This window comes from Rickettsia endosymbiont of Polydrusus tereticollis (assembly GCF_964026385.1).
Taxonomy (GTDB): domain Bacteria; phylum Pseudomonadota; class Alphaproteobacteria; order Rickettsiales; family Rickettsiaceae; genus Rickettsia.
In genome coordinates, this window is the sequence record NZ_OZ032142.1 from 1,401,250 (window position 1) to 1,423,282 (window position 22,033).

The following is a 22,033-nucleotide window of genomic DNA, read 5'->3' on the forward strand; positions in this document are numbered from 1 at the left end:
TTATCTATATGAAACAACATCTACCTAATCAAATTAATTTATTTGAAGCAAAAACTCATTTCTCAAATCTTATACAACGTGTACAAGACGGCGAACAAATTACCATCTGTAAACATAATACGCCGGTTGCAAAGCTGATACCTATAACAGAAAGACCTAAAATAGAGAATATTGTGGAAAAATTTGCTGAATTTAGTAAAGGCAAGACATTAGCACCTTATACTATTAAAGAGCTTAGAGATGAAGGTAGAAGATGAATAATCCTTCTTTTATATTAGATTGTTCTGTAGCTATAACATGGTGTTTTGAAGATGAAAATAATGACTATTCAAAATTCGTGTTAAATTATTGTATGAAGCACGGAGCTACAGTACCTTCTCTTTGGAAACTTGAAATAACTAATACACTATTAGTATCAGAAAAACGTAATAGATTATATATAGCCGATACCGTTAAATTTATAGATTTATATAATTCTCTACCTCTTAACATATCAAATTTTAATTTTTCCATACATGAAATTATCCAAGCGGCAAGAAGCAATAATCTTACTGCATATGATGCAACTTATTTGCTAACTGCCATGCATGAGGGACTTCCTATAGCTACTAACGATAAAGCATTAATCAAAGCATGTCATAATAACGGTGTACCTTTATTAAAAGAAAATAATCCGCATTTTTTATAAAAGACTATGGCAATATCACTTAATTTTTATTATACTTAAGCAAAAATACTTTATTTAGGTAAAAATTATCATGGCTCTAAGCATTAAAGCACCGGAAAATATAGTACTTAAGCCGGTTATTACGGTTTTCGGCGTCGGCGGTGCCGGCAGCAATGCAGTAAATAATATGATCAACGATAAACTACAAGGTGCTAACTTTGTGGTAGCTAATACCGATGCTCAATCGCTTGAACATTCTTTATGTAATAATAAAATCCAGCTAGGAGTCACAACTACTAGAGGTCTTGGAGCAGGAGCATCACCGGAAGTCGGTGCACTTGCTGCCCAAGAATCAGGAGATGAAATTCGTAGCTATCTAGAAGGTAGCAACATGGTATTTATCACTGCCGGTATGGGCGGCGGTACAGGTACAGGTGCTTCACCTATTATTGCCCAAATTGCTAAGGAATTAGGTATCCTTACTGTCGGGGTAGTGACCAAACCCTTTCATTTTGAAGGCGGTCATCGTATGAAAACAGCTGATAAAGGGCTGATAGAATTACAGCAATTCGTCGATACTTTAATTGTTATACCGAATCAAAATTTATTTCGCATAGCAAATGAGCAAACGACATTTTCCGACGCCTTCAAAATGGCAGATGACGTACTTCATGCAGGCGTCAGAGGTATAACGGATTTAATGATTATGCCCGGAATTATTAACCTTGATTTTGCCGACATTAGAGCCATAATGAGCGAAATGGGTAAAGCAATGATGGGTACAGGCGAAGCAAACGGTGAGGACAGAGCCATTAAGGCGGCAGAAGCGGCGATCTCTAACCCTTTACTTGACCACAGTTCAATGCGAGGTGCTAAAGCGGTATTAATTAACATTAGCGGCTCCGATATGACTTTATTTGAAGTTGATAACGCCGCTAATAGAATTAGAGAAGAGGTTGATAATTTAGAAGCAAATATTATTTTCGGCTCAACCTTTAACCCTGAATTAAACGGTCTCGTCAGAGTATCGGTTGTGGCAACCGGCATTGATGCCGATAAAATAATAGCTCATAAAGCTTTAGCTGATGAAGCTGCTTTAACATCTCGAGAAGGTAAAAATACCGAAAATATTCCACCGTCAACAGAGATAGAAGAAATACCTGATTTTAACCGGTATAATACTGAAGAAGCAGAAATAATCGATTCTTTAAATCAAGATTTAAGTGAAAGCACCCAAATCTTGCCGGTAAATACGGCAAATAAACCGGTAGAAGACAGTCCAAAACCTTCGCTATTCGGCAGAATGTGGAACTCTTTAAAAACGCCAAATTCTCAAACACAGGAACGCTCTAAGAATATTGTAGTTACCTCAACCGACCAAGACACTAAAGCAGAATCGGATATCCACGATATCCCTGCTTTTTTAAGGAAGAAGAGGGATTGATTTAAGAATATGTTCATAATTTTAGAAGAAAAATTACTAAGTTACCCAATGATGAAAAGCTTACTATGGATAACAAGGACATTAAGCCATATGGGTAATTTATTGGCGAAGCAGAGTATTTATGCTAAATGAACGTATTACTGAAAATATTGTTAGAAATCTTTTGCGAGAAAAAGGTTATTACGATGACCAAAATATTTTAGTAGAAGAACAAAAATCACAAAATCCCCAAATAAATAAACTCTTACAAAACGCTTCAAAAAGTGGAGATGGTGTTGGTAAACCTGAATTTATTATCTCTTTTAAAAACAATCCTGATAATTTAATTATTATAGAATGCAAAGCAACTACAGTTTATCACGAAAGTAAAGATAGAACAAAATACAAAGATTACGCCGTTGATGGAGTTTTGTTATATGCTTCCTATTTAAGTAAAGAGTTTAATATTATAGCGTTTGCCGTTAGTGGAGAAAACGAACGAGACAAAAAAATTTCAACTTTCTTGTGGTTAAAACGGCACTACACTTACAAAAATATTCAAGATAGGATACTTTTAAAATCGGTAGAAGTTGAAAATATCATTAAAGAACAATCCAAACCGTTTAAAGAAGAAGAGTTAATTACTAAAGCGATAAAATATAATGGATTTTTACATAATTACTCCATTCCCGAAGTTGAAAGATGTACTTTAATCAGTGCCATCTTAGTAGCGTTACAACACGTCCCTTTTTTAAATAGTTATAAATATTATACTTCAAACAAAGAATTAATCTCTGCTTTACTTTTAGCCTGCGAGAGTGTTTTAAAGAAAAATGGTTTAGAGCCGGAAAGAAGGGAAATTATAATATCAGAATACTCAAAATTTAGTAACAATAGCGATTTTAATTCTGATTTAATTTATAATAAAAAAATTAAAAAAGATGAAGTTAATACATTACTAAGAGATTTTATTTTATCGATTAATCAAGATATTTTACCTCATATAAATGAAAGTGGATTTGACGTACTAGGTAAATTTTATACTCAATTTATAAGATACGCCGGAAGTGATAAGAAAACCGGTCTAGTATTAACCCCTTCTCACATTACAGATTTTTTTTGTGATATAGCTGAACTAAGTGTTGATGATATTGTTTTTGATCCATGTTGCGGGACAGCAGGTTTTTTAGTTTCTGCAATGAACTATATGGTCAAAAAAGCAGGAAATGATATAGACAAACAAAAAAATATTAAATCAAATCAATTAATTGGAATTGAGAAAAGGCCAGATATGTTTTCGCATGCTTGTTCAAATATGATGATGAGAGGGGATGGAAAAAGCCATATTTTATATGGCAATTGCTTTGATCAAAAAAACAAAGAAATAATTAAAAAATATGAATCTAATAAAGGTTTTTTAAACCCGCCTTATCAAGACGGAAATGCGAACGAACAATTAGAATTTATAGAAAATACTTTAGAATGCTTAGTAAAGGATGGAATTTGTGTTGCAATTTGCCAAATGTCTACAGTTGTTTCGAATAAAAAAGAAGTTTTAGAAGTTAAAAAAAGGTTACTTGAAAAACATACTTTAGAAGCTGTATTTTCAATGCCGAATGATTTATTTTATCCGGTTGGAGTAATAACATCTATATTAATTTTCAAAGCACATAGCCCACATTCAAATAATAAAAAGACATTTTTTGGGTATTTAAAAGATGACGGTTATGTATTAAGAAAACATAAAGGAAGAATTGATAAAGGCTTTTGGCAAGAGAAAAAAGAGCAAATATTAAATTTATATATTAATAAAGAATCACAACCAGCCCTTAGTGTTACACAACACGTTTCAGCCGAGGATGAGTGGTGTGCAGAAGCTTATATGGAAACAGATTATTCTAGTTTAAACGAAAATGATTTTATTAAAACAATTAAAGAGTATATAGCATTCCAATTTTTAAATTCTAAAAATGAATAAATTAGTTCCTTTAAATGAAATTTTTTCTATTAAATACGGTAATCAATTTGACCTAAATAAATTAGGAAAAGCTAAAGATACAAATGGTATCAATTTTGTCAGCAGAACCTCTAAAAACTGTGGGATAATATGTAAAGTTTTAAAGTTTAATAACATACTCCCATTTAATAGTGGATGTATTACAATTTCTCTTGGCGGAGAATATCTTTTAAGTGCATTTTTACAGCAAGAACCTTTTTATACTGCACAAAATGTTAAAGTTCTCACTTCAATAGATGAAAATATGACAATAGAAGTTAAACTTTTCTATTGCTACATAATTGCAAAAAATAGGTTTCGCTATACTTCTCATGGTAGAGAAGCAAATAAAACGATCGATCATATTCTTGTGCCACATCCAGATTGTATACCTTCTTATGTTAATTGCGTACTTGAAAAAATAAAAATGCCATCAAAAAAACCTTTCCATCAAAAAAAGATTGAATTAGACACTCAAAAATGGAAAATTTTTAACTATGAAGATATTTTTGATATGAAAGCAGGCAAACGTCATCACCTTGAATCATCATATGAAGAAGGAAACACCCCTCTAGTCTCTGCAAGCGAAAATAATAATGGAGTAATTGAGTTTACTGACTTAGAACCTATATATGAAAATTGTTTAACTGTTAGCAAAATAGGTATGTCTACTTATTATCAAAGTATACCTTTTGTCCCAACATCTGATGTAACAATCTTGATACCAAAATGTAAAAAGTTATTTAATAAATATATAGCTTTATTTATAGCAACAGTTATGAATCAGGAAAAATATAAATGGAATTATGGAAGAAAAATTGGATTAAATGGTTGCAAAAAATTAGCTACCAAACTACCGGCAACTTCTCAAGGTGAACCAGATTGGGAGTTTATGGAGAATTACATTAAATCGCTTTCTTGTAGCTTTTCTTTGTAAGATATTTTTGTGCGAAAAAAATTAACATCAAATTTATTTAGATACCTTTAACCCTCCTCCACGGCCTCGACCGCTTCGACTTCCGGGATAAAGTGCTTTAGCATTGACTCGATGCCGTTCTTTAAAGTGATGCTAGAACTCGGACAACCGGCACATGATCCGTGAAGTTCTAATTTCACTATACCGTTTTCAAATCCTTTATAGACTATATCACCGCCGTCCATAGCAACTGAAGGACGAACTCTAGTTTCAATAATTTCTATAATTTGCTTTTCAATTTCGGAAAGATTTTCATTGTTATATTTATCAGCATGATCCGCAGGTAAATTTGATTCCTCAAATACCGGAAAACCGGCAACAAAATGATCCATAATAGTCATTAAAATTTCAGGTTTTAAAACCTGCCAATTGCCTTCATCCTGTTTAGTAATAGTAATAAAATCACTGCCGAAAAATACCGATTTCACATTAGCGATACTAAATAATAATTCGGCTAATTTACTTTTACCTTTTACCTCAAGTAAATCACTAAAAAATATCGGTTGATCGGGACTAACCTGTAACCCGGGGAAAAATTTTATTGCATTTGGGTTGGGAGTATTTTCAGTTTGAATAAACATATAAATAAATATAATTAATGTAAGAAGAATTAATTAGGTTCGCATAATAAGAGAAGCAGTTAAAAAGTAGCGTCATATAATTATAGCTAATCTTTTAATTATATATACATTGCAGGTAAGGTCAATCTCAAGTTTATTTTCAATATTAGAGTTCTTTCCAAACTCGCTCAAGCGTTGTTGCATGGCTGAAAAATGGTTTCAATGTCATACCGTGGCTTGTAGCTGTGTTGTTGCATGGATCGGTTTTACACTTTGTGTCATTCCCTCGAAAGAGGGAATCTACTTAACAATATAACAAAATTAGTAAGTTAGATACCAGCTTTCGCTGGTATGACACCAAAAATCCTATATATGCAAGTGCCATTGCCTAGCCCGGATATTGCATGAGATATAGGAGACAAAATCCTCGTAAAGCTGTATAATACTGGTATTTCATTAGAATAATACAAAGGATTTTGTCATGACAAATTGTATAGCATATAGTTACCAGTTTTCCAAAGTAAAAAATCGGACAATAGAGATAAATTTCACTGGAGGTGATATTAGTAGCGATGGAGGTGTGTTGTTATTAAGAGAAGCAGATAAAAGGCTTGGTATAACAGAGGAGCTTGCTAAAATATTTCCTGATAGACGAGATGGTAGTAAAATTACCCATAATATGGCAACAATGCTGAGGCAACGAATTTATGGTATTGCATTAGGTTATGAAGATTTAAATGACCACAATTATCTACGAAAATGTCCTGCTATGCAAACAGCTATGGAAACAATTGATGATATGGCAAGTAGTTCTACCTTATGTCGTATAGAAAACAATGCTGATAGACACTTTGCAATTAAAGTGCATGAACTAATGCTTGATAAATTTATTAAGTCTCATAAAATAGTACCAAAGCAGCTAATACTTGATTTTGATGCTACGGATGATGAAATTCATGGGCAACAGGAAGGTAAGTTTTATCATGGTTATTACGGTCATAATTGCTTTTTACCTTTGTATGTTTTTTGTGGAAAGCATCTGTTAGTTAGTTATCTTAGGACGTCAAAGCAGGATCAAGCAAAACATTCTTGGGCAATATTATCATTGTTAGTAAAACGTTTTCGCCAAGCTTGGCCAGAGGTAAAGATTATTTTTCGTGGTGATAGTGGATTTTGTCGTCATCAGATGTTTGATTGGTGTGATATTCATAATATAAAATATATTGTAGGAATGCCCCAAAATAACAGACTAAATGAGTTACTGAAACCTACAATGGAGAAGTCAAAAGCAGCATTTATTATAACCCAAGAAAAGCAACGTCTTTTTAGTGAGTTTCCATATAAGGCTGGTAGTTGGAGTCATGAACGTAGAATAATTGGTAAGGCAGAAATGACAATGCTTGGAGAAAATCCAAGGTATATAGTAACTAATTTATCAGATAAACCTGAAGATTTATACGACAAAGTTTACTGTGGTCGTGGTGATATGGAAAACCGTATAAAAGAGCAACAACTAGAATTATTTGCAGATCGTACTTCTTGTCATAGATGGTGGGCTAATCAGCTCAGAATGATTTTATCGGGTCTTGCATACACTTTAGTAGAATATATCAGAGGTAATTTATTACAAGGTAGTGCATTAGCAAAAGCACAAATAGGTACAATACGTTTAAAATTATTAAAAATTGGGGTAGTAATTATCCGTAATACTAGGCGTATTAAGTTTTTGTTATCTTCATCATATCCTTACCGACAGGTATGGAATCATGTGATGAAGAAATTAGCATTAGAATAACCTAGATTAGCACTGTTCCCGGTGCTTAGAAAAAATGGGGTAAGGGGCATTACATCTAAAATTTGAAAATAACGGCTTCAAAGCACTTTTTGGCAAAATTTTTACAAAAGTATCATTGCTAATATTATAAATTACTCAATTTCTTACTTTAAATCTCACTTCATGCAATATCCGGGCTAGCGAGCAATAACTGCGTCAAATTAACAACTTTAAAATAAAAAATTCAACCTAATTAATCATAATAATATTTTACTTTAGTTTAGAATCCCTTAAATTTTAAGATACCTATATTAATTAAAATTTAAGGAGAATTAATGCGCAATAAACCTCACGTACCGATCCTACCTTTAAACCAATCGACCGCAAACCCGGAAAATAATCAATTGTTAAATTCTCCAAGCTCAGAAGATGATGAGCTATCGGAATTTAAAGAACCGGAAAATAAACCGGAAAATATAAAATATAAAGATAATATTCTTATATTGGAAGAGTTTCGTACTTTAATTAAGGATAAAGATAAAGATTCAATAGAAACTTTTTTCGAAAACCATCCTTACATTCTACACACAGCAGCAGAACACAGAGAAAAGGGACTTGTTGAAGAAATTTTAAAACTAAAACCGAAATCAATTGATGCAGTAATTGGTCAAAATTTGACAGTATTACATTCGGCAGTTTTAGGTATAGCAAATATAGAAATATTTAAAATACTACTTAAAACTAAACCAACATTAATTGATATACCGGATAAATTTGGTAAGACACTTGTCTATTACGGAGAAACTCGTGGATTTGGCGGCGAAATATTGACGGATAACATCACTAATACCAGAAAAATAGCAAAAATATTTAGCCATTATGCACAAAATTCTACAGTAAATAACAGTTATGTTTTATGTCTTTATAATAAAGCTTTAGAACTTCTGGGCATTAATAATGACGTAGAGGAATAAATTTAAGAAATTATTACAACTCAACAACGGCGTTGTTGCATGGATCGAATTTTTGTAAAGCGTTCGGTGTCATTCTAGTTCCTTGATCACGGCATCCAGTCTTTTTATTAAGGTTTTTTCTGGATACCGTGGTCAAGCCACGGTACGACACCATACTTGTAATAACCATAATACGGTAAATTATGATCCACGCAACAATGCCTCCTCGCAATGACGAGGTAAAATTGATCCATGCAACAACGTCCTCAACAGCTTGGAATATCCTAAGCTGCTAGGATATAAAAAAAAGGAATTATTAAAGCTCGGTAACCGGCACAGGCACGTCGCCTTGTATCTGAACTTCATAAGAGAAATAATCGCTATCCTCATTTTCACGAATATTATCATATTTTATCGGTTGGGCAATAACTTCATTTATTAGATACTCGTTTTCTTCTCCGTCAGAATTATAACCCTCATCTTCTTCCTCATCTTCTTCATATTCATATTCCTCTTCTTCTTCCTCTTCATCTTGTTGCTTTATCTCAATAGAGGTAACGACTTTAACAGCTGCATTATCTAAACCTGCCGATACTATTTTAATTTTACCGCCTTCCATACTGATTTTTTTACACGACTCAGGCAATTTTGCATTTTTCGGAAATATATAGAATGCATTATTAACAGCAATTATTTCAAATTCTTCAAGAATAATATTTAATTCTTCTTTTTTTATATTTTTGCCGTTTGAGCCGCCATTACTTAAGACATAACATTTTTCACTCCCCTTCTCAAAATATATTGCTACCTTTTCAATATTCTCTAAATCTGTTTGTACTATATTAATCTTACCGTTTACCATATCAATTTTCTTGTATCCATAAGGCATTTTTACACTTTTTGGTAATATATAAAATTCATTATTGTGAGCAATTACCTCACCTTTCTTAAGGATACTAGTTAATTCTTCTTTCTTGACATTTTTATTATTCGAACCGTAATTGCTTAAGGCATACCATTTATTACTGCCGCTTTCTAAATATATTGCAATCTTTTTAGCATTTGCATCATTTAATTTTGCTTGCATTATATCAATTTTCTCATCTGCATCCCTTACACTATCTAAATCCGGCTGCACTAATGTAATCTTACCGTCTACTATATTAATCTTTTTACACTTGTTAAGATAGTTTTGTACAAAAGGCTTTAGAACTTCATCATTGTTATGTACCAAATAATATCCCCCCTTATACATAAATATCTCTGCTTCTTTAAGGACATTATCTATAGTCCCTAAATTAACGCCTTTATCTTCTTTTACGGTAGGAATACTGCGTGCTTCAAAAAAACCCCGTTCATTATTAACGGCTAAGACATCTCCATCATTATCAATTTTCACTTCCGGGAAAAACCCTTTAAAAATATCTTCTTCCTCAGATAACTTCGCTTCTTTTTTTGCTTTAGAATCAGGAAGTATTTTTTCACTTACCCAACTAACCCGGATATTGCATGAAGTGAGATTTAAAGTAAGAAATTGAGTAATTTATAATATTAGCAATGATACTTTTGTAAAAATTTTGCCAAAAAGTGCTTTGAAGCCGTTATTTTCAAATTTTAGATGTAATGCCCCTTACCCCATTTTTTCTAAGCACCGGGAACAGTGCTAATCTAGGTTATTCTAATGCTAATTTCTTCATCACATGATTCCATACCTGTCGGTAAGGATATGATGAAGATAACAAAAACTTAATACGCCTAGTATTACGGATAATTACTACCCCAATTTTTAATAATTTTAAACGTATTGTACCTATTTGTGCTTTTGCTAATGCACTACCTTGTAATAAATTACCTCTGATATATTCTACTAAAGTGTATGCAAGACCCGATAAAATCATTCTGAGCTGATTAGCCCACCATCTATGACAAGAAGTACGATCTGCAAATAATTCTAGTTGTTGCTCTTTTATACGGTTTTCCATATCACCACGACCACAGTAAACTTTGTCGTATAAATCTTCAGGTTTATCTGATAAATTAGTTACTATATACCTTGGATTTTCTCCAAGCATTGTCATTTCTGCCTTACCAATTATTCTACGTTCATGACTCCAACTACCAGCCTTATATGGAAACTCACTAAAAAGACGTTGCTTTTCTTGGGTTATAATAAATGCTGCTTTTGACTTCTCCATTGTAGGTTTCAGTAACTCATTTAGTCTGTTATTTTGGGGCATTCCTACAATATATTTTATATTATGAATATCACACCAATCAAACATCTGATGACGACAAAATCCACTATCACCACGAAAAATAATCTTTACCTCTGGCCAAGCTTGGCGAAAACGTTTTACTAACAATGATAATATTGCCCAAGAATGTTTTGCTTGATCCTGCTTTGACGTCCTAAGATAACTAACTAACAGATGCTTTCCACAAAAAACATACAAAGGTAAAAAGCAATTATGACCGTAATAACCATGATAAAACTTACCTTCCTGTTGCCCATGAATTTCATCATCCGTAGCATCAAAATCAAGTATTAGCTGCTTTGGTACTATTTTATGAGACTTAATAAATTTATCAAGCATTAGTTCATGCACTTTAATTGCAAAGTGTCTATCAGCATTGTTTTCTATACGACATAAGGTAGAACTACTTGCCATATCATCAATTGTTTCCATAGCTGTTTGCATAGCAGGACATTTTCGTAGATAATTGTGGTCATTTAAATCTTCATAACCTAATGCAATACCATAAATTCGTTGCCTCAGCATTGTTGCCATATTATGGGTAATTTTACTACCATCTCGTCTATCAGGAAATATTTTAGCAAGCTCCTCTGTTATACCAAGCCTTTTATCTGCTTCTCTTAATAACAACACACCTCCATCGCTACTAATATCACCTCCAGTGAAATTTATCTCTATTGTCCGATTTTTTACTTTGGAAAACTGGTAACTATATGCTATACAATTTGTCATGACAAAATCCTTTGTATTATTCTAATGAAATACCAGTATTATACAGCTTTACGAGGATTTTGTCTCCTATATCTCATGCAATATGCGGGCTAAATGTTTCTTTAATCTTTTTATATGTGTTACCGGCAAAAGAAGAAAAAATAAAGTTAGCCGGCTTATTATAATTAATTATTCCACAATGCTTTTTATTATCGGCAACCGCTATTCCCGTTACCGTGTTATCCGGTAATGTCATAGTAGGATCAGTATCAACTATTTTATTACAAGGTGCTTCATTTTTATTGTCAAAGAATAAACTTGAAGCTTTCTCTTTCAATTTGCTAATAATCCTAGGAGCATTGTTAATAATACTAAAAATTTTGTTGCGACTAATGCTTTGAGAATTAAGTAAAGAATCAAATAACATATTAATACACCTCCCTATCGATTTAAAATTTTTATTAATTTAAGGTGCTCAAAATAAAGCTATATCTCTATATGTCAAGAAATATTAATTATCTATAACGATTATTATTAATATTTCTTATAATATTGTTATATAGCAAAGAGCATTAAGGTATAACTTTAGATATTGATAGAGAAAATTGTTGTAGACGTAAGAAACTAGTATTAATATATATAATAAATAATTTGAAACTTATGCATTATTTACGGATCATTCCCAACTCAATATTTTCTGGCTCAATATTTTTCGGCTTAATATTTTTTTTGAGTTCTTGCACTTTAAAACCTGTATATAACGAAAAATATTATAATAATCAATTTTTGCATAATGAATTAAATGCTATTGATGTTGAGCCGATAAAGTCTGTTGACGGAGCAGAATTTTATCACCGACTCGTTAGTATTTTACCGCAAAGGGCAAAAGCACAATATTTATTAAGAGCCCAATTTTCCAATATAAGTATGCCGGCAACTATAGAAAAAAATTCTAATGTTTTACGAGAATCTATAAATCAATTAGTTAAGTATCAATTAATTGATATTAAAACCAATAAAATTTTAATCTCTGAAAAATTTTATCAAACTACTTCATATAATGCAATTTTTATGCCTTATGCTGCTGATGTCGAAAGAGAAGAAACGCAAATAGAACTAGCACATCAAGCAGCCGAAGAAATTCGTAGTAGATTAATTTTATATTTTGCTAAGAATATAAGGGCTTCATGAAATTATATATTTCTCAGACGAGTCAATTATTTGAATTAATCTTAACCGGTAAAATTAAAGCTATATTACTTTACGGTCCCGATAAAGGTTATATAGATAAAATTTGTAAGTTGTTAATCAAAAAATTCGCTATGTTACAAACCTCTATGGAGTATACAAATCTTAATGTTTCTTCTTTAGAGACGTTACTTAACTCACGGAATTTTTTTGGTCAAAAAGAATTAATCAAAATAAGATCGGTAACGAACTCTATTGATAAAAGTTTAAAAACGGTTCTTACGGGCGACTATTTTCATTTGCCGGTATTTATCGGCGATGAAATTGCCGCTAGTTCAACTATTAAAAAATTTTTTGAAACGGAAGAGCAATTGGCTGCTATTGCCTGTTACCATGACAACGAGCAGAAAATTGAAAAACTAATATTAAATGAATTTAATAAAGCAGCGAAAACTATCAGGGGAGAAGCACTTGTTTACTTAAAAACTCACTTAAAAGGGGATCATGGGTTAATTTGTAATGAAATTGATAAATTAATAAATTTTGCTTTTGATAAACAAGAAATTACTTTACAAGACGTAAAAGCTGTAATTAGCGACGAGATTACGGCAAACGGTACGGATTTAGCTATTTATTTTGCTAAAAAAGATTACGATAATTTTTTGCATGAATTTACTATATTAAAAAAACAAAATATTAACGAAGTGCTGATGATTCGAGCATTAATTAGATATTATTTAAATTTATATATAGTATTATCAAAAGTAGCAAACGGCGAACAGCTTGATTTAGCGATAAAATCGCTCTCGCCGCCGATTTTTTATCAATATATTAACGACTTTAAACAAACCGCTAATCAAGTTAGTTTGCAAGATTGTATAAAAACTTTAGCAGTCTTGCAGCAAGCCGAAGTTGATTTTAAATTAAGACCAGCCGGTTTTGACTTGTACCAACAAATTTGTATACCAGGTTAATTTACAGAATGCCCGTTGTGATACCGTTCCCGCAACAATGCCTCCGGCGTTGTTGTGTGGATAGGTAAAGTACTTGAGCTGTCATTCTAGCTAAAGGCGGGAATCCAGAAAAAAATATTTTTAAGTCATCCTGAATTTATTTCAGGATATTTTTCAAGGGATGCTGAAACAAGTTCAGCATGACAAAAAAAGCCTGGATTCCCGCCTTCGCGGGAATGACATCAAAAATTCGAGCCATGCAGCAAAGCTCTTCGTGGCTTCGCCCGGGGTTTTTCGAGCCGCTCAACAATGTCGCAATGACGCTATATGAGTTAACTCAATTCAAGGGCTGCCTCTTCCAGCGTTTTTAGTTGATCTCGCAAATTTGCCGCTCGTTCAAATTCTAGGTTGCTAGCAGCTAGGTACATTTCTTTTTTCAGCTTTTCAATATGAGCTTTTAGCTTGGCAGGATTATCAAATAACAAATGAGTTTGTTTTTTATCTTGAAGTTTACTATCTACTTTTTCAAGTTCCATTAAAGCATGGATAGTGCGGTTAATAGTTTTCGGTATTATATTATTTTTCTTGTTATACTCTTCCTGAATATCCCTTCTACGCAAAGTTTCACTAAGAGCTTTATCGATTGATTTAGTCATTTTATCGGCATAAAGTATTACTCTGCCTTCGCTATTTCTGGCAGCCCTACCGATAGTTTGGATTAGCGATACTTCCGAGCGTAAAAATCCTTCTTTATCGGCGTCCAAAATTGCCACTAACCCGCATTCAGGAATGTCAAGACCCTCACGCAGTAAATTTATCCCGACTAATATATCTATTGTACCTTGCCGCAAATCTCTTAAGATTTCAATACGCTCAAGTGTATGAACATTAGAATGCAAATAAGATGTTTTATAATTTAATTCTTGCAAATAAGCGGTTAAATCTTCTGCCATTTTTTTAGTAAGAGTAGTTACTAAAACACGAAACCCTTTTTGCAGCGTTGCTTGAATCTCGCCAACTAAATCTTCTACTTGATTGGTAGCAGGTTTTACTATGCATTCAGGATCGAGCAGTCCCGTAGGTCTAATTATCTGCTCTATTAAATTGTTGCCCGATTGTTCAAGTTCAAAAGATGACGGCGTCGCCGATACAAAAATAGTTTGCGGTCTAAAAGCTTCCCATTCTTCAAACTTTAAAGGGCGGTTATCAAGAGCAGAAGGGAGGCGAAAGCCATGTTCGACTAATACTTCTTTTCGAGCTCTATCGCCGTTATACATCGCCCTAATTTGTGGTACTGATACATGACTTTCATCAACGAATAATAAGGCATCTTTAGGAAGATACTCAAATAAAGTCGGCGGCGGCTCGCCCGGTTTTCTGCCGGTAAAGAGACGAGAATAATTTTCAACACCTTTGCAGCTACCGGTTTCAGTTAACATTTCTAAATCATATTGTGTGCGTTGGTTAAGTCTTTGGAATTCTAATAACCTATCTTGCGATTTCAAAAACGCTAAGCGTTGCTGTAATTCATCTTCAATTTGCACGATAGCTTTTTGTACTGCTTCTTTCGGCATTACAAAGTGGGAATTACCGTAAATTATAGCTTTATCAAGCTTCGCCAACTTCTCACCGGTCAGCGGATCAAATTCGTGGATATGTTCAAGCTCATTACCGAAAAATGACAAACGCCAAGCTTTCTCGCTATAATGTGAAGGGAAAACGTCAATATTATCACCTTTTACTCTAAAAGCTCCTCGCTCAAAACCAATATCATTACGCTCATATTGTAAATTCACCAGATCATTTAGTAATTTATCACGTGGATAGATTTCGCCGGGCTGTAAATTAATCGTCATTTGATAATAAAGGTCAGGCGAGCCGAGACCGTAAATACAAGAAATAGAAGCAACAACTATTACGTCACGACGCTCAAGCAATGACCTAGTGGCGGAGTGACGGAGTAAATCTATCTGTTCATTAATAGATGAATCTTTTTCAATGAAAGTATCCGTCCGTGCTATATAGGCTTCAGGTTGATAATAATCGTAATATGAAACAAAATATTCGACGGCGTTTTGTGGAAAAATCGATTTCATTTCTGAATAAATTTGTGCGGCAAGGGTTTTATTATGTGCCATAATAAGCGTCGGTCTACCGGTTCTGGCTATAATATTTGCCATAGTAAAAGTTTTGCCGGAGCCGGTAATACCGAGTAGCATCTGAGAGCGTTCCTTAGCTGCTAGTCCTTTGACAATTGCATCTATCGCTTTCGGCTGATCACCGGCGGGCTTAAATTCCGAGACAATGGAAAAATTATTCATCTATTTACTTGCTTTAAAAATTACGGTGCTAGATAATAAAATAGCCTAAAACTAAATAAAAAAACATATTAATATGAATAAAACTATATTACACACTATTATTATCTATACACTTGCTCATTGTCCTTATTGTATTAAATCAAAAGCTTTACTTGATAGTAAAAATGTTGCTTATCAGGAGATAGCTGTTGAGGATTTTACTGAAGAACAGAAGGAAAAATTGATAAAAAAAGCCGGCGGCAAAAAAACAGTACCGCAAATATTTATTGATAATATGCATATCGGCGGATGTGATGATTTGTTTGCTCTTGAAAAAGAGGGAAGGCTAGATAAGTTATTAGAAGGTCAGCCGAAAAAAATTCCGCCGGTGGCACTTGGGAGTTAAGTTTTTGTTGCAAGGTAGATGGCATTGCTGCATGGCTCTAAAAAAGTGCTATATGTCATTCCTGCGAAAGCAGGAATCCAGAAAAAACCTTAATAAAAAGACTGGATACCGTGGTCAAGCCCTCTAGTGTACAAACGTTAAAGAAAAGGCTGTGTCATGCCGTGACTTGATCACGGCATCCAGAAAAATAAAGCCATATTAGACTTATTTTAGAGCCTTTTTATGACGTTATAAAACTGGATGCCGTGATCAAGTCACGGCATGACACCGAACGCTTTGCAAAATCTCGATCCACTCAACATTGCTTTCACACAATAATAACAACAACAAACTAAATAATGACTGAAAAATCTTTAAAAAAGAATGCCTTTTCTTCTCTTCTACCTTATCTATGGCCGAATGACTTTAAAATTCGGTTGCGTGTTGTCGTCTCACTTATTTGTCTATTAATAGCCAAAATAATTAATGTATTAGTGCCGATTGTCTATAAATATGTAATAGACGGATTAAATAATAAGATAGTTCTTTCGGTAATTATCGGCATGGTTATTGCTTACGGTGCTACTAAAATATTTGCACAAATATTCAGTGAGTTACGTAACTTTATTTTTGCGAAAGTAGGACACCAAGCCACACGTTTAATTGCTCTGAATGTGTTTAAGCATATGCATAGCCTTAGTATGAGCTTTCATCTGGATCGTAAAACCGGTGGGCTTAGTAGATCGATAGAGAGAGGGACTAAAGGGATTGAGTCGGTACTACGCTATTCGTTATTTAACATCATTCCGACAAGTGTAGAAGTGATATTAGTTTGCACAATGCTGTGGTATAGTTACGGAGTTTGGTTTGCGGCAACTATTTTAGCTACTATGCTAGTTTATACTATTTATACTTTCGCAATTAGTCAGTGGCGTATTTCCTTTGCAAGGCAAATGAACCAAAGCGATAACGTCGCTAATAATAGAGCTATTGACAGCTTATTAAATTTTGAAACGGTTAAATATTTTGGTAATGAAGAATATGAAGCTAAAAAATTTGATGAAGCGTTAGTAACATATGAAAAATCCGCTGTAAAAACTACTACTAGCCTGTCTATTTTAAATGTCGGTCAAGATGTCATTATATCGCTTGGTCTAGTTAGCCTTATGATACTTTCCGCTATCGCCATTGAGCAGGATAAAATGACGGTCGGCGATTTAATTATGGTTAATTCTTATCTTTTTCAATTATCTATTCCGTTGTCGATGCTTGGTTTTGCCTATCGAGAAATTAAGAATGCTATAATTAGTATGGAAGATATGTTTGAGTTATTAGATGTGCCGGCTGAAATACAGGATTCTCCTACTAGTACGATATTACAGATACCGAAAGGAGTAGTAGCTTTTGAAAATGTCAGCTTTGTTTATAACCCTGAGCGACCTATTTTGCATAATATAAATTTTACTATCGAAAGCGGTAAGACTTTAGCTATTGTAGGTAGCAGCGGAGCAGGTAAGTCAACAATCTCAAGGTTGCTTTTTAGATTTTACGATGTAACGGGCGGGAAAATTACTATTGACGGACAAGATATAAGAGAGGTAACGCAAGAGTCGTTACGCAAAGCTATTGGCATCGTACCGCAAGATACCGTTTTATTTAACGACACTATTTATTATAATATTGCTTACGGGAATAGTGCAGCTTCCGATGATGAGGTTTTAAAGGCTTCCGCCAATGCACATATTCATGAGTTTATTACCTCGCTGCCTGAAGGATATAATGCAATGGTAGGCGAGCGTGGGCTTAAACTTTCCGGCGGAGAGAAACAACGCATTGCCATTGCTAGAACTATCCTTAAAAATCCGTCAATATATATTTTTGATGAGGCTACTTCCTCACTTGACACCAAAACCGAAAAGTTAATTCAAGCTAGCCTTAAGGAAATCTCCAGCCAACATACCACTTTAATCATTGCTCATAGATTATCGACAATTATCGATGCCGATGAGATTATTGTTATAGATAACGGCTACATATTAGAACGTGGCACCCATCAAACTTTATTACAACAAAAAGGTCGCTATGCCGAATTATGGCATAAACAGCAAATCAATCCCACTTCGCCATTGCACGGAGATGCACAGCTATCTCCGTGGCAATCTAAAGAAAAAATAGCAAAAAGTGCTATATGTCATTCCCGCGAAGGCGGGAATCCAGAGAATATTTAAGCGAATTATATAGTAAATTTTTATATAATTTTGCTTATTTTAAGTGTTTTTTCTGGATTCCCGCCTGCGCGGGAATGACATCAAAAATTCGAGCTACACAACAATAATTGATTTTGCTACAAGTTGATACCAACAATTTTCCGGTATTTTGGCTTTATTGCTGTAACCGCAGATAATTAAATGATCTTCTGCTCTGGTCATAGCAACGTAAAGCAGCCTAATATATTCTTGAATATCTTTTTGTTGCTCTTGTTCTTTTAAATCCTTAAAAAAATCAGGGCTATTGCTAGTTTGCGTAGAAAAAAATACTTCTCCCTCTTCCGTCCAGATAAATTTGTTTTTGTTAATGGGCATTATAGTATTATCGCATAATATAACAATCGGGGATTGCAACCCTTTAGAACCGTGAACGGTCATTATTCTTATTTTATCTGAATGCTCAATATCTCGTTTAATTTTAATGTCGTTATTTTCAAACCAAGCTATAAATCCTTGTAAAGAATTATCAATTTTATGAGCATAATCAGCACTTAAAGAAAGCAATTCATTTATAGCATCATCACTATCCGCTCCGTTGGCGGTATTTAAAATTTCTCTTAAATTTAAATTATTAATTACTGAAATAAAAAAATTTCCGGCATTTGAAGTTTGATAGATTTCTATCAAGTAACTTAATTTTTCATATATATTTTTGTAGAGTAAAATATTATCAAATAAAGCTGCCCATAAAGAACAATCCTTGCGACTCAAGGCAAGCTCATATAACTGCCCTTCACTCATACCGATTATCGGCGATTTAAGTAAGCTTGCTAGATTTAAATCATCATCCGGCAACAAAACAAATTTTGCTATTGAAGTTAAATCCATTACCGATAAATTTTCTTTTAGCGTTACCCTGTCGCTGCCTTCTACCTTAAGCCCTGATTGTTTAAGGTGATTTATCAGCCCGTTACTAAAATCGTCTCTTTTTCTAACCAAAATCATAAAATCCTTTGGTGTTATTTCTTGACCGGTAGAGGGTAAAATTCTTTTGCTTTTTATTTGATCTTTTATAAAATCAGTGATTTTTTCAATTAGTAGCTCGGCGGAAGATAGTGATTTATTATACTCTTCCGGTAGTGACCAAAATAATTCTTCCTTTTTATCGGCAACGACTAATGGCCATAATTCAACACTGCCGTTGTGGGATTTGTTAACCCGACGAAAGGATGAAATTAACGGATTATCGGAAATAAATAACGAAGAGTTATCGATTTTTATTTGTTTGAGAACTTTGTGAACAACCTGTAAAATTTCCTCAGTTGATCTATATGACCATTCAAGCGTAATATTTTTAAATTTTTTATTAGCTTTAGCCAGGTTGTCTTTTAAAACATTATTAATATTATTGAAAATAGTAAGGTTAGCTCCCTGAAAGCTAAAAATTGATTGTTTTTCGTCTCCAACTACAAAAATACTGCTATTAGACTTAGCGGAAGTATTAAATTCGGTAATGATTGCACTGATAATTGCCCATTGATCGGGTGCAGTATCTTGTGCTTCATCGATAAGTATATGATGTATTTCGCCTTCTAGCTTATGCAACACCCACTCTATATTATCATTAGACAACAATAATTTCGTATAATAAATAAGGTCATCATAATCGAGAAAATTATTATCTAGCTTATATTGCTCATATTTTTTAAGAAAAATTTGTGCGAGGTTGATAAGTAAAGTTGAATAATAAGTTATTTCTTCTGCTTTGCTTAATTGGTCTAATCTATAAATTTCTGTACTAATATTTTCAAGCTCTACTAACAATTTCAGATATTGTTTTTGTAATTCTTTAGAAAAAATGCTTTTCCGTTTGCTACCGTCTTTAGTAAAAAATAACTCTTTTGGGCTAATATTTAATGAATATTTTGCTAGTAATGATTTTATATTATCGTACATATGCGATAATTGCTTAGCAGCGGATAATTCGTTATTTACTTCACGTGACTCTAACGTAAATAGTTTTTTAAATTTGATTTTTTGCGTTATTATTTCATCAAAAATATCTTGTATGGTTGTTTCATGAAAATTGCTAAGCAAAAAATTAATAAGCGAGTGGTGTGTAGGATTTAAATAAATCTCACTTTTTATTTTCAGAAAAATGTCTTGCAGTAGAGAATCATCAAGAATTTGGAACTCAGGCGTAACACCGGCTTCAAGCGGAAAAGATTTAAGGATTCTTTGACAAAAGGCATGAATGGTATAGATATTTAGCGGGGCATCGGTATTTAATAATCTAGGATATAAAGTTTGAGCATTAGCTATTTCGCTAGCTAAAGGCTTTTCGCCCGTTATTAAAAAAAGCTCCTCCTCTAATTTACTTACATCTGCAAGGGCAAAATTTCTGAGTTTATTACTAATCCTTGTTTGCATCTCTAAAGCAGCGGCATTAGTAAAAGTAAGGCAGAGAATATTTTTAAATTCTGCACCTTTGATTAATAACCGCAAAACACGGTCGGTTAGGATTTTTGTTTTTCCAGTGCCGGCAGATGCCGCCACCCAAACGGAATATTCAGGGTCTGATGCTTGTCTTTGTAAATCACTCATATAGACTCAGATGGAACTTCAAAAATTTGTATACTCTAGTGCTCACCTCTCAAAATACAAACAATTTCGATGTCATTCCCGTGAAAACGGGAATCCAGAAAAATATTATAGTCATCCTGAACTCGTTTTAGGATCTTTTGTAAGAAATGCTTAAATAAATTCAACATGATAAAGAAAAGCCTGGATTCCCGCCTACGCGGGAATGACATACTACTGCTTTTATTGAGCCATGCAACACCACTTATTTCTGTTATTAAATCTTCTTACTTAAATTAATGGAAATATGGCAAATTAGCTTAACTATTTTGCTAATTATCGGTGCAAGGAAAGCTTTTTCGCTATCATTTATTATAGCAGTGTTTTTGTGGGCAATTTCGTCAGCTTGAAACTGTGTTATATTGTCTAATAATTCCGTATCTTTATCCTTTAAATAATCTATCTGTTTTTGATAGTGATCTTCTATTACTTCTTCTACCGCTTGAGTTATCAGCATAGCAGTTTTAGGACCTAATATAGCCGATGCCGCTCCTAGCAAATAACCGAATTGATGCCAGAAAAATATTAAAATTGTCGGTCTGATTTGTCGTTTTAGTAATTCATCGATAAAATAATTTAAGTGTATTTCTTCTTGCTCAAGCATTTCTGTTATTAATGCGTAATCCGTTGAGGATTTTGTATATTTTAATTGCCCTTGGTAAATTCTTTTTGCACCGTATTCGCCGGCATGATTAACTCTAATAATTTCTTGTAGTTTATTATGAGGTTCAGAAAAATTAGGTCTCGGCATATTATTAAATTTTCCTATTTTTGATGTCATTATTGCGAAGGTGAGGCATTGTTGCGTGGATACCCCAAACGTCATTGCGAGCGACTGAAAGTATTGTTACATGGCTCGAATTTTTGATGTCATTCCCGCGAAGGCGAGAATCCAGAGAATATTTAAGCGAATTATATAGTAAATTTTTATATAATTTTGCTTATTTTAAGTGTTTTTTCTGGATTCTCGCCTTCGCGGGAATGACATACAGCACTTTTTTCGAGCCACGCAACAACGCTCCTCTTTCGAAAGGATGACACGTTA

17 protein-coding genes and 3 pseudogenes are annotated in these 22,033 nt (G+C 33.5%); 13 read left to right on the top strand and 7 right to left on the bottom strand.

Annotated features, from left to right (window positions below):
- Positions 1-8: 8 nt before the first annotated feature.
- From AAGD48_RS06925 to AAGD48_RS06945, 6 genes and pseudogenes are all read left to right on the top strand, one after another.
- Positions 9-257 (top strand): type II toxin-antitoxin system Phd/YefM family antitoxin, encoded by a 249-nt coding sequence (locus AAGD48_RS06925; RefSeq protein WP_341789532.1) that lies wholly within the window; start codon positions 9-11, stop codon positions 255-257.
- Positions 254-688: a type II toxin-antitoxin system VapC family toxin gene (locus tag AAGD48_RS06930; RefSeq protein ID WP_341789533.1), complete on the top strand. Its 435-nt coding sequence runs from the start codon at positions 254-256 to the stop codon at positions 686-688. The genes AAGD48_RS06925 and AAGD48_RS06930 overlap by 4 nt, the downstream gene beginning before the upstream one ends.
- 70 nt (positions 689-758) lie before the next feature.
- A pseudogene (gene ftsZ, locus AAGD48_RS06935) lies at positions 759-1,734 on the top strand (cell division protein FtsZ); the annotation flags it as partial.
- 71 nt (positions 1,735-1,805) lie between these two features.
- Positions 1,806-2,111: pseudogene (locus tag AAGD48_RS10660) on the top strand (cell division protein FtsZ); the annotation flags it as partial.
- 121 nt (positions 2,112-2,232) lie between these two features.
- Entirely contained in the window at positions 2,233-4,068 is a 1,836-nt protein-coding gene (locus AAGD48_RS06940) for a class I SAM-dependent DNA methyltransferase (RefSeq protein WP_341789535.1), read from the top strand.
- A complete protein-coding gene (locus tag AAGD48_RS06945) occupies positions 4,061-5,023 on the top strand; it encodes a restriction endonuclease subunit S (protein WP_341789536.1) in 963 nt (320 codons plus the stop codon). The genes AAGD48_RS06940 and AAGD48_RS06945 overlap by 8 nt, the downstream gene beginning before the upstream one ends.
- Positions 5,024-5,070: 47 nt before the next feature.
- Here the strand turns inward: AAGD48_RS06945 and AAGD48_RS06950 are convergent, their stop codons facing one another.
- Positions 5,071-5,643, bottom strand: coding sequence for a NifU family protein (locus AAGD48_RS06950; RefSeq protein WP_341789537.1), 573 nt, complete (start codon positions 5,641-5,643; stop codon positions 5,071-5,073).
- Between the two features lie 460 nt (positions 5,644-6,103).
- Between AAGD48_RS06950 and AAGD48_RS06955 the strand changes: the two genes are divergently transcribed.
- Both AAGD48_RS06955 and AAGD48_RS06960 read left to right on the top strand, forming a co-directional pair.
- Positions 6,104-7,417 carry an IS1380 family transposase gene (locus AAGD48_RS06955; RefSeq protein ID WP_341789277.1) on the top strand — a complete coding sequence of 438 codons (1,314 nt, stop codon included), beginning with the start codon at positions 6,104-6,106 and terminating at the stop codon, positions 7,415-7,417.
- A 314-nt stretch (positions 7,418-7,731) separates the two neighbouring features.
- Positions 7,732-8,370, top strand: a complete 639-nt coding sequence (locus tag AAGD48_RS06960) for an ankyrin repeat domain-containing protein (protein ID WP_341789538.1) — start codon at positions 7,732-7,734, stop codon at positions 8,368-8,370.
- Positions 8,371-8,383: 13 nt separating this feature from the next.
- Here the strand turns inward: AAGD48_RS06960 and AAGD48_RS06965 are convergent, their stop codons facing one another.
- From AAGD48_RS06965 to AAGD48_RS06975, 3 genes are all read right to left on the bottom strand, one after another.
- Positions 8,384-8,539, bottom strand: coding sequence for a hypothetical protein (locus AAGD48_RS06965; protein WP_341789539.1), 156 nt, complete (start codon positions 8,537-8,539; stop codon positions 8,384-8,386).
- A 126-nt stretch (positions 8,540-8,665) separates the two neighbouring features.
- Positions 8,666-9,748 (bottom strand): hypothetical protein, encoded by a 1,083-nt coding sequence (locus tag AAGD48_RS06970; RefSeq protein ID WP_341789540.1) that lies wholly within the window; start codon positions 9,746-9,748, stop codon positions 8,666-8,668.
- A 274-nt stretch (positions 9,749-10,022) separates the two neighbouring features.
- Positions 10,023-11,336, bottom strand: a complete 1,314-nt coding sequence (locus AAGD48_RS06975; protein WP_341789277.1) for an IS1380 family transposase — start codon at positions 11,334-11,336, stop codon at positions 10,023-10,025.
- A 639-nt stretch (positions 11,337-11,975) separates the two neighbouring features.
- On the opposite strand from AAGD48_RS06975, the gene AAGD48_RS06980 reads away from it, so the two are divergent.
- The 3 genes from AAGD48_RS06980 (at position 11,976) to AAGD48_RS06990 (ending at position 13,827) form a co-directional block, all read left to right on the top strand.
- Positions 11,976-12,506: a hypothetical protein gene (locus tag AAGD48_RS06980; protein ID WP_341789541.1), complete on the top strand. Its 531-nt coding sequence runs from the start codon at positions 11,976-11,978 to the stop codon at positions 12,504-12,506.
- Positions 12,503-13,477 (top strand): DNA polymerase III subunit delta, encoded by a 975-nt coding sequence (gene holA / locus AAGD48_RS06985; RefSeq protein ID WP_341789542.1) that lies wholly within the window; start codon positions 12,503-12,505, stop codon positions 13,475-13,477. Before AAGD48_RS06980 ends, holA begins: the two co-directional genes overlap by 4 nt.
- A 215-nt stretch (positions 13,478-13,692) precedes the next feature.
- Complete coding sequence (locus AAGD48_RS06990) at positions 13,693-13,827, top strand: hypothetical protein (RefSeq protein ID WP_341789543.1); 135 nt, start codon at positions 13,693-13,695, stop codon at positions 13,825-13,827.
- Here the strand turns inward: AAGD48_RS06990 and uvrB are convergent.
- Positions 13,789-15,777, bottom strand: a complete 1,989-nt coding sequence (gene uvrB, locus AAGD48_RS06995) for an excinuclease ABC subunit UvrB (protein ID WP_341789544.1) — start codon at positions 15,775-15,777, stop codon at positions 13,789-13,791. The two genes, AAGD48_RS06990 and uvrB, sit on opposite strands and share 39 nt — an antisense overlap.
- A 73-nt stretch (positions 15,778-15,850) precedes the next feature.
- Here uvrB and grxC point away from each other — a divergent pair, with 73 nt between their 5' ends.
- Both grxC and AAGD48_RS07005 read left to right on the top strand, forming a co-directional pair.
- The gene (grxC, locus tag AAGD48_RS07000) at positions 15,851-16,162 is read left to right on the top strand and encodes a glutaredoxin 3 (protein WP_341789545.1); all 312 of its coding nucleotides are present in this window, start codon (positions 15,851-15,853) and stop codon (positions 16,160-16,162) included.
- 338 nt (positions 16,163-16,500) lie between these two features.
- Positions 16,501-18,249: pseudogene (locus AAGD48_RS07005) on the top strand (ABCB family ABC transporter ATP-binding protein/permease); the annotation flags it as partial.
- Positions 18,250-18,462: 213 nt separating this feature from the next.
- On the opposite strand, the gene AAGD48_RS07010 reads toward AAGD48_RS07005, so the two are convergent.
- Together AAGD48_RS07010 and AAGD48_RS07015 are read right to left on the bottom strand one after the other, a co-directional pair.
- Complete coding sequence (locus tag AAGD48_RS07010) at positions 18,463-20,952, bottom strand: UvrD-helicase domain-containing protein (RefSeq protein WP_341789546.1); 2,490 nt, start codon at positions 20,950-20,952, stop codon at positions 18,463-18,465.
- A gap of 253 nt (positions 20,953-21,205) precedes the next feature.
- A complete protein-coding gene (locus AAGD48_RS07015; RefSeq protein ID WP_341790762.1) occupies positions 21,206-21,739 on the bottom strand; it encodes a demethoxyubiquinone hydroxylase family protein in 534 nt (177 codons plus the stop codon).
- Between the last annotated feature and the right edge of the window lie 294 nt (positions 21,740-22,033).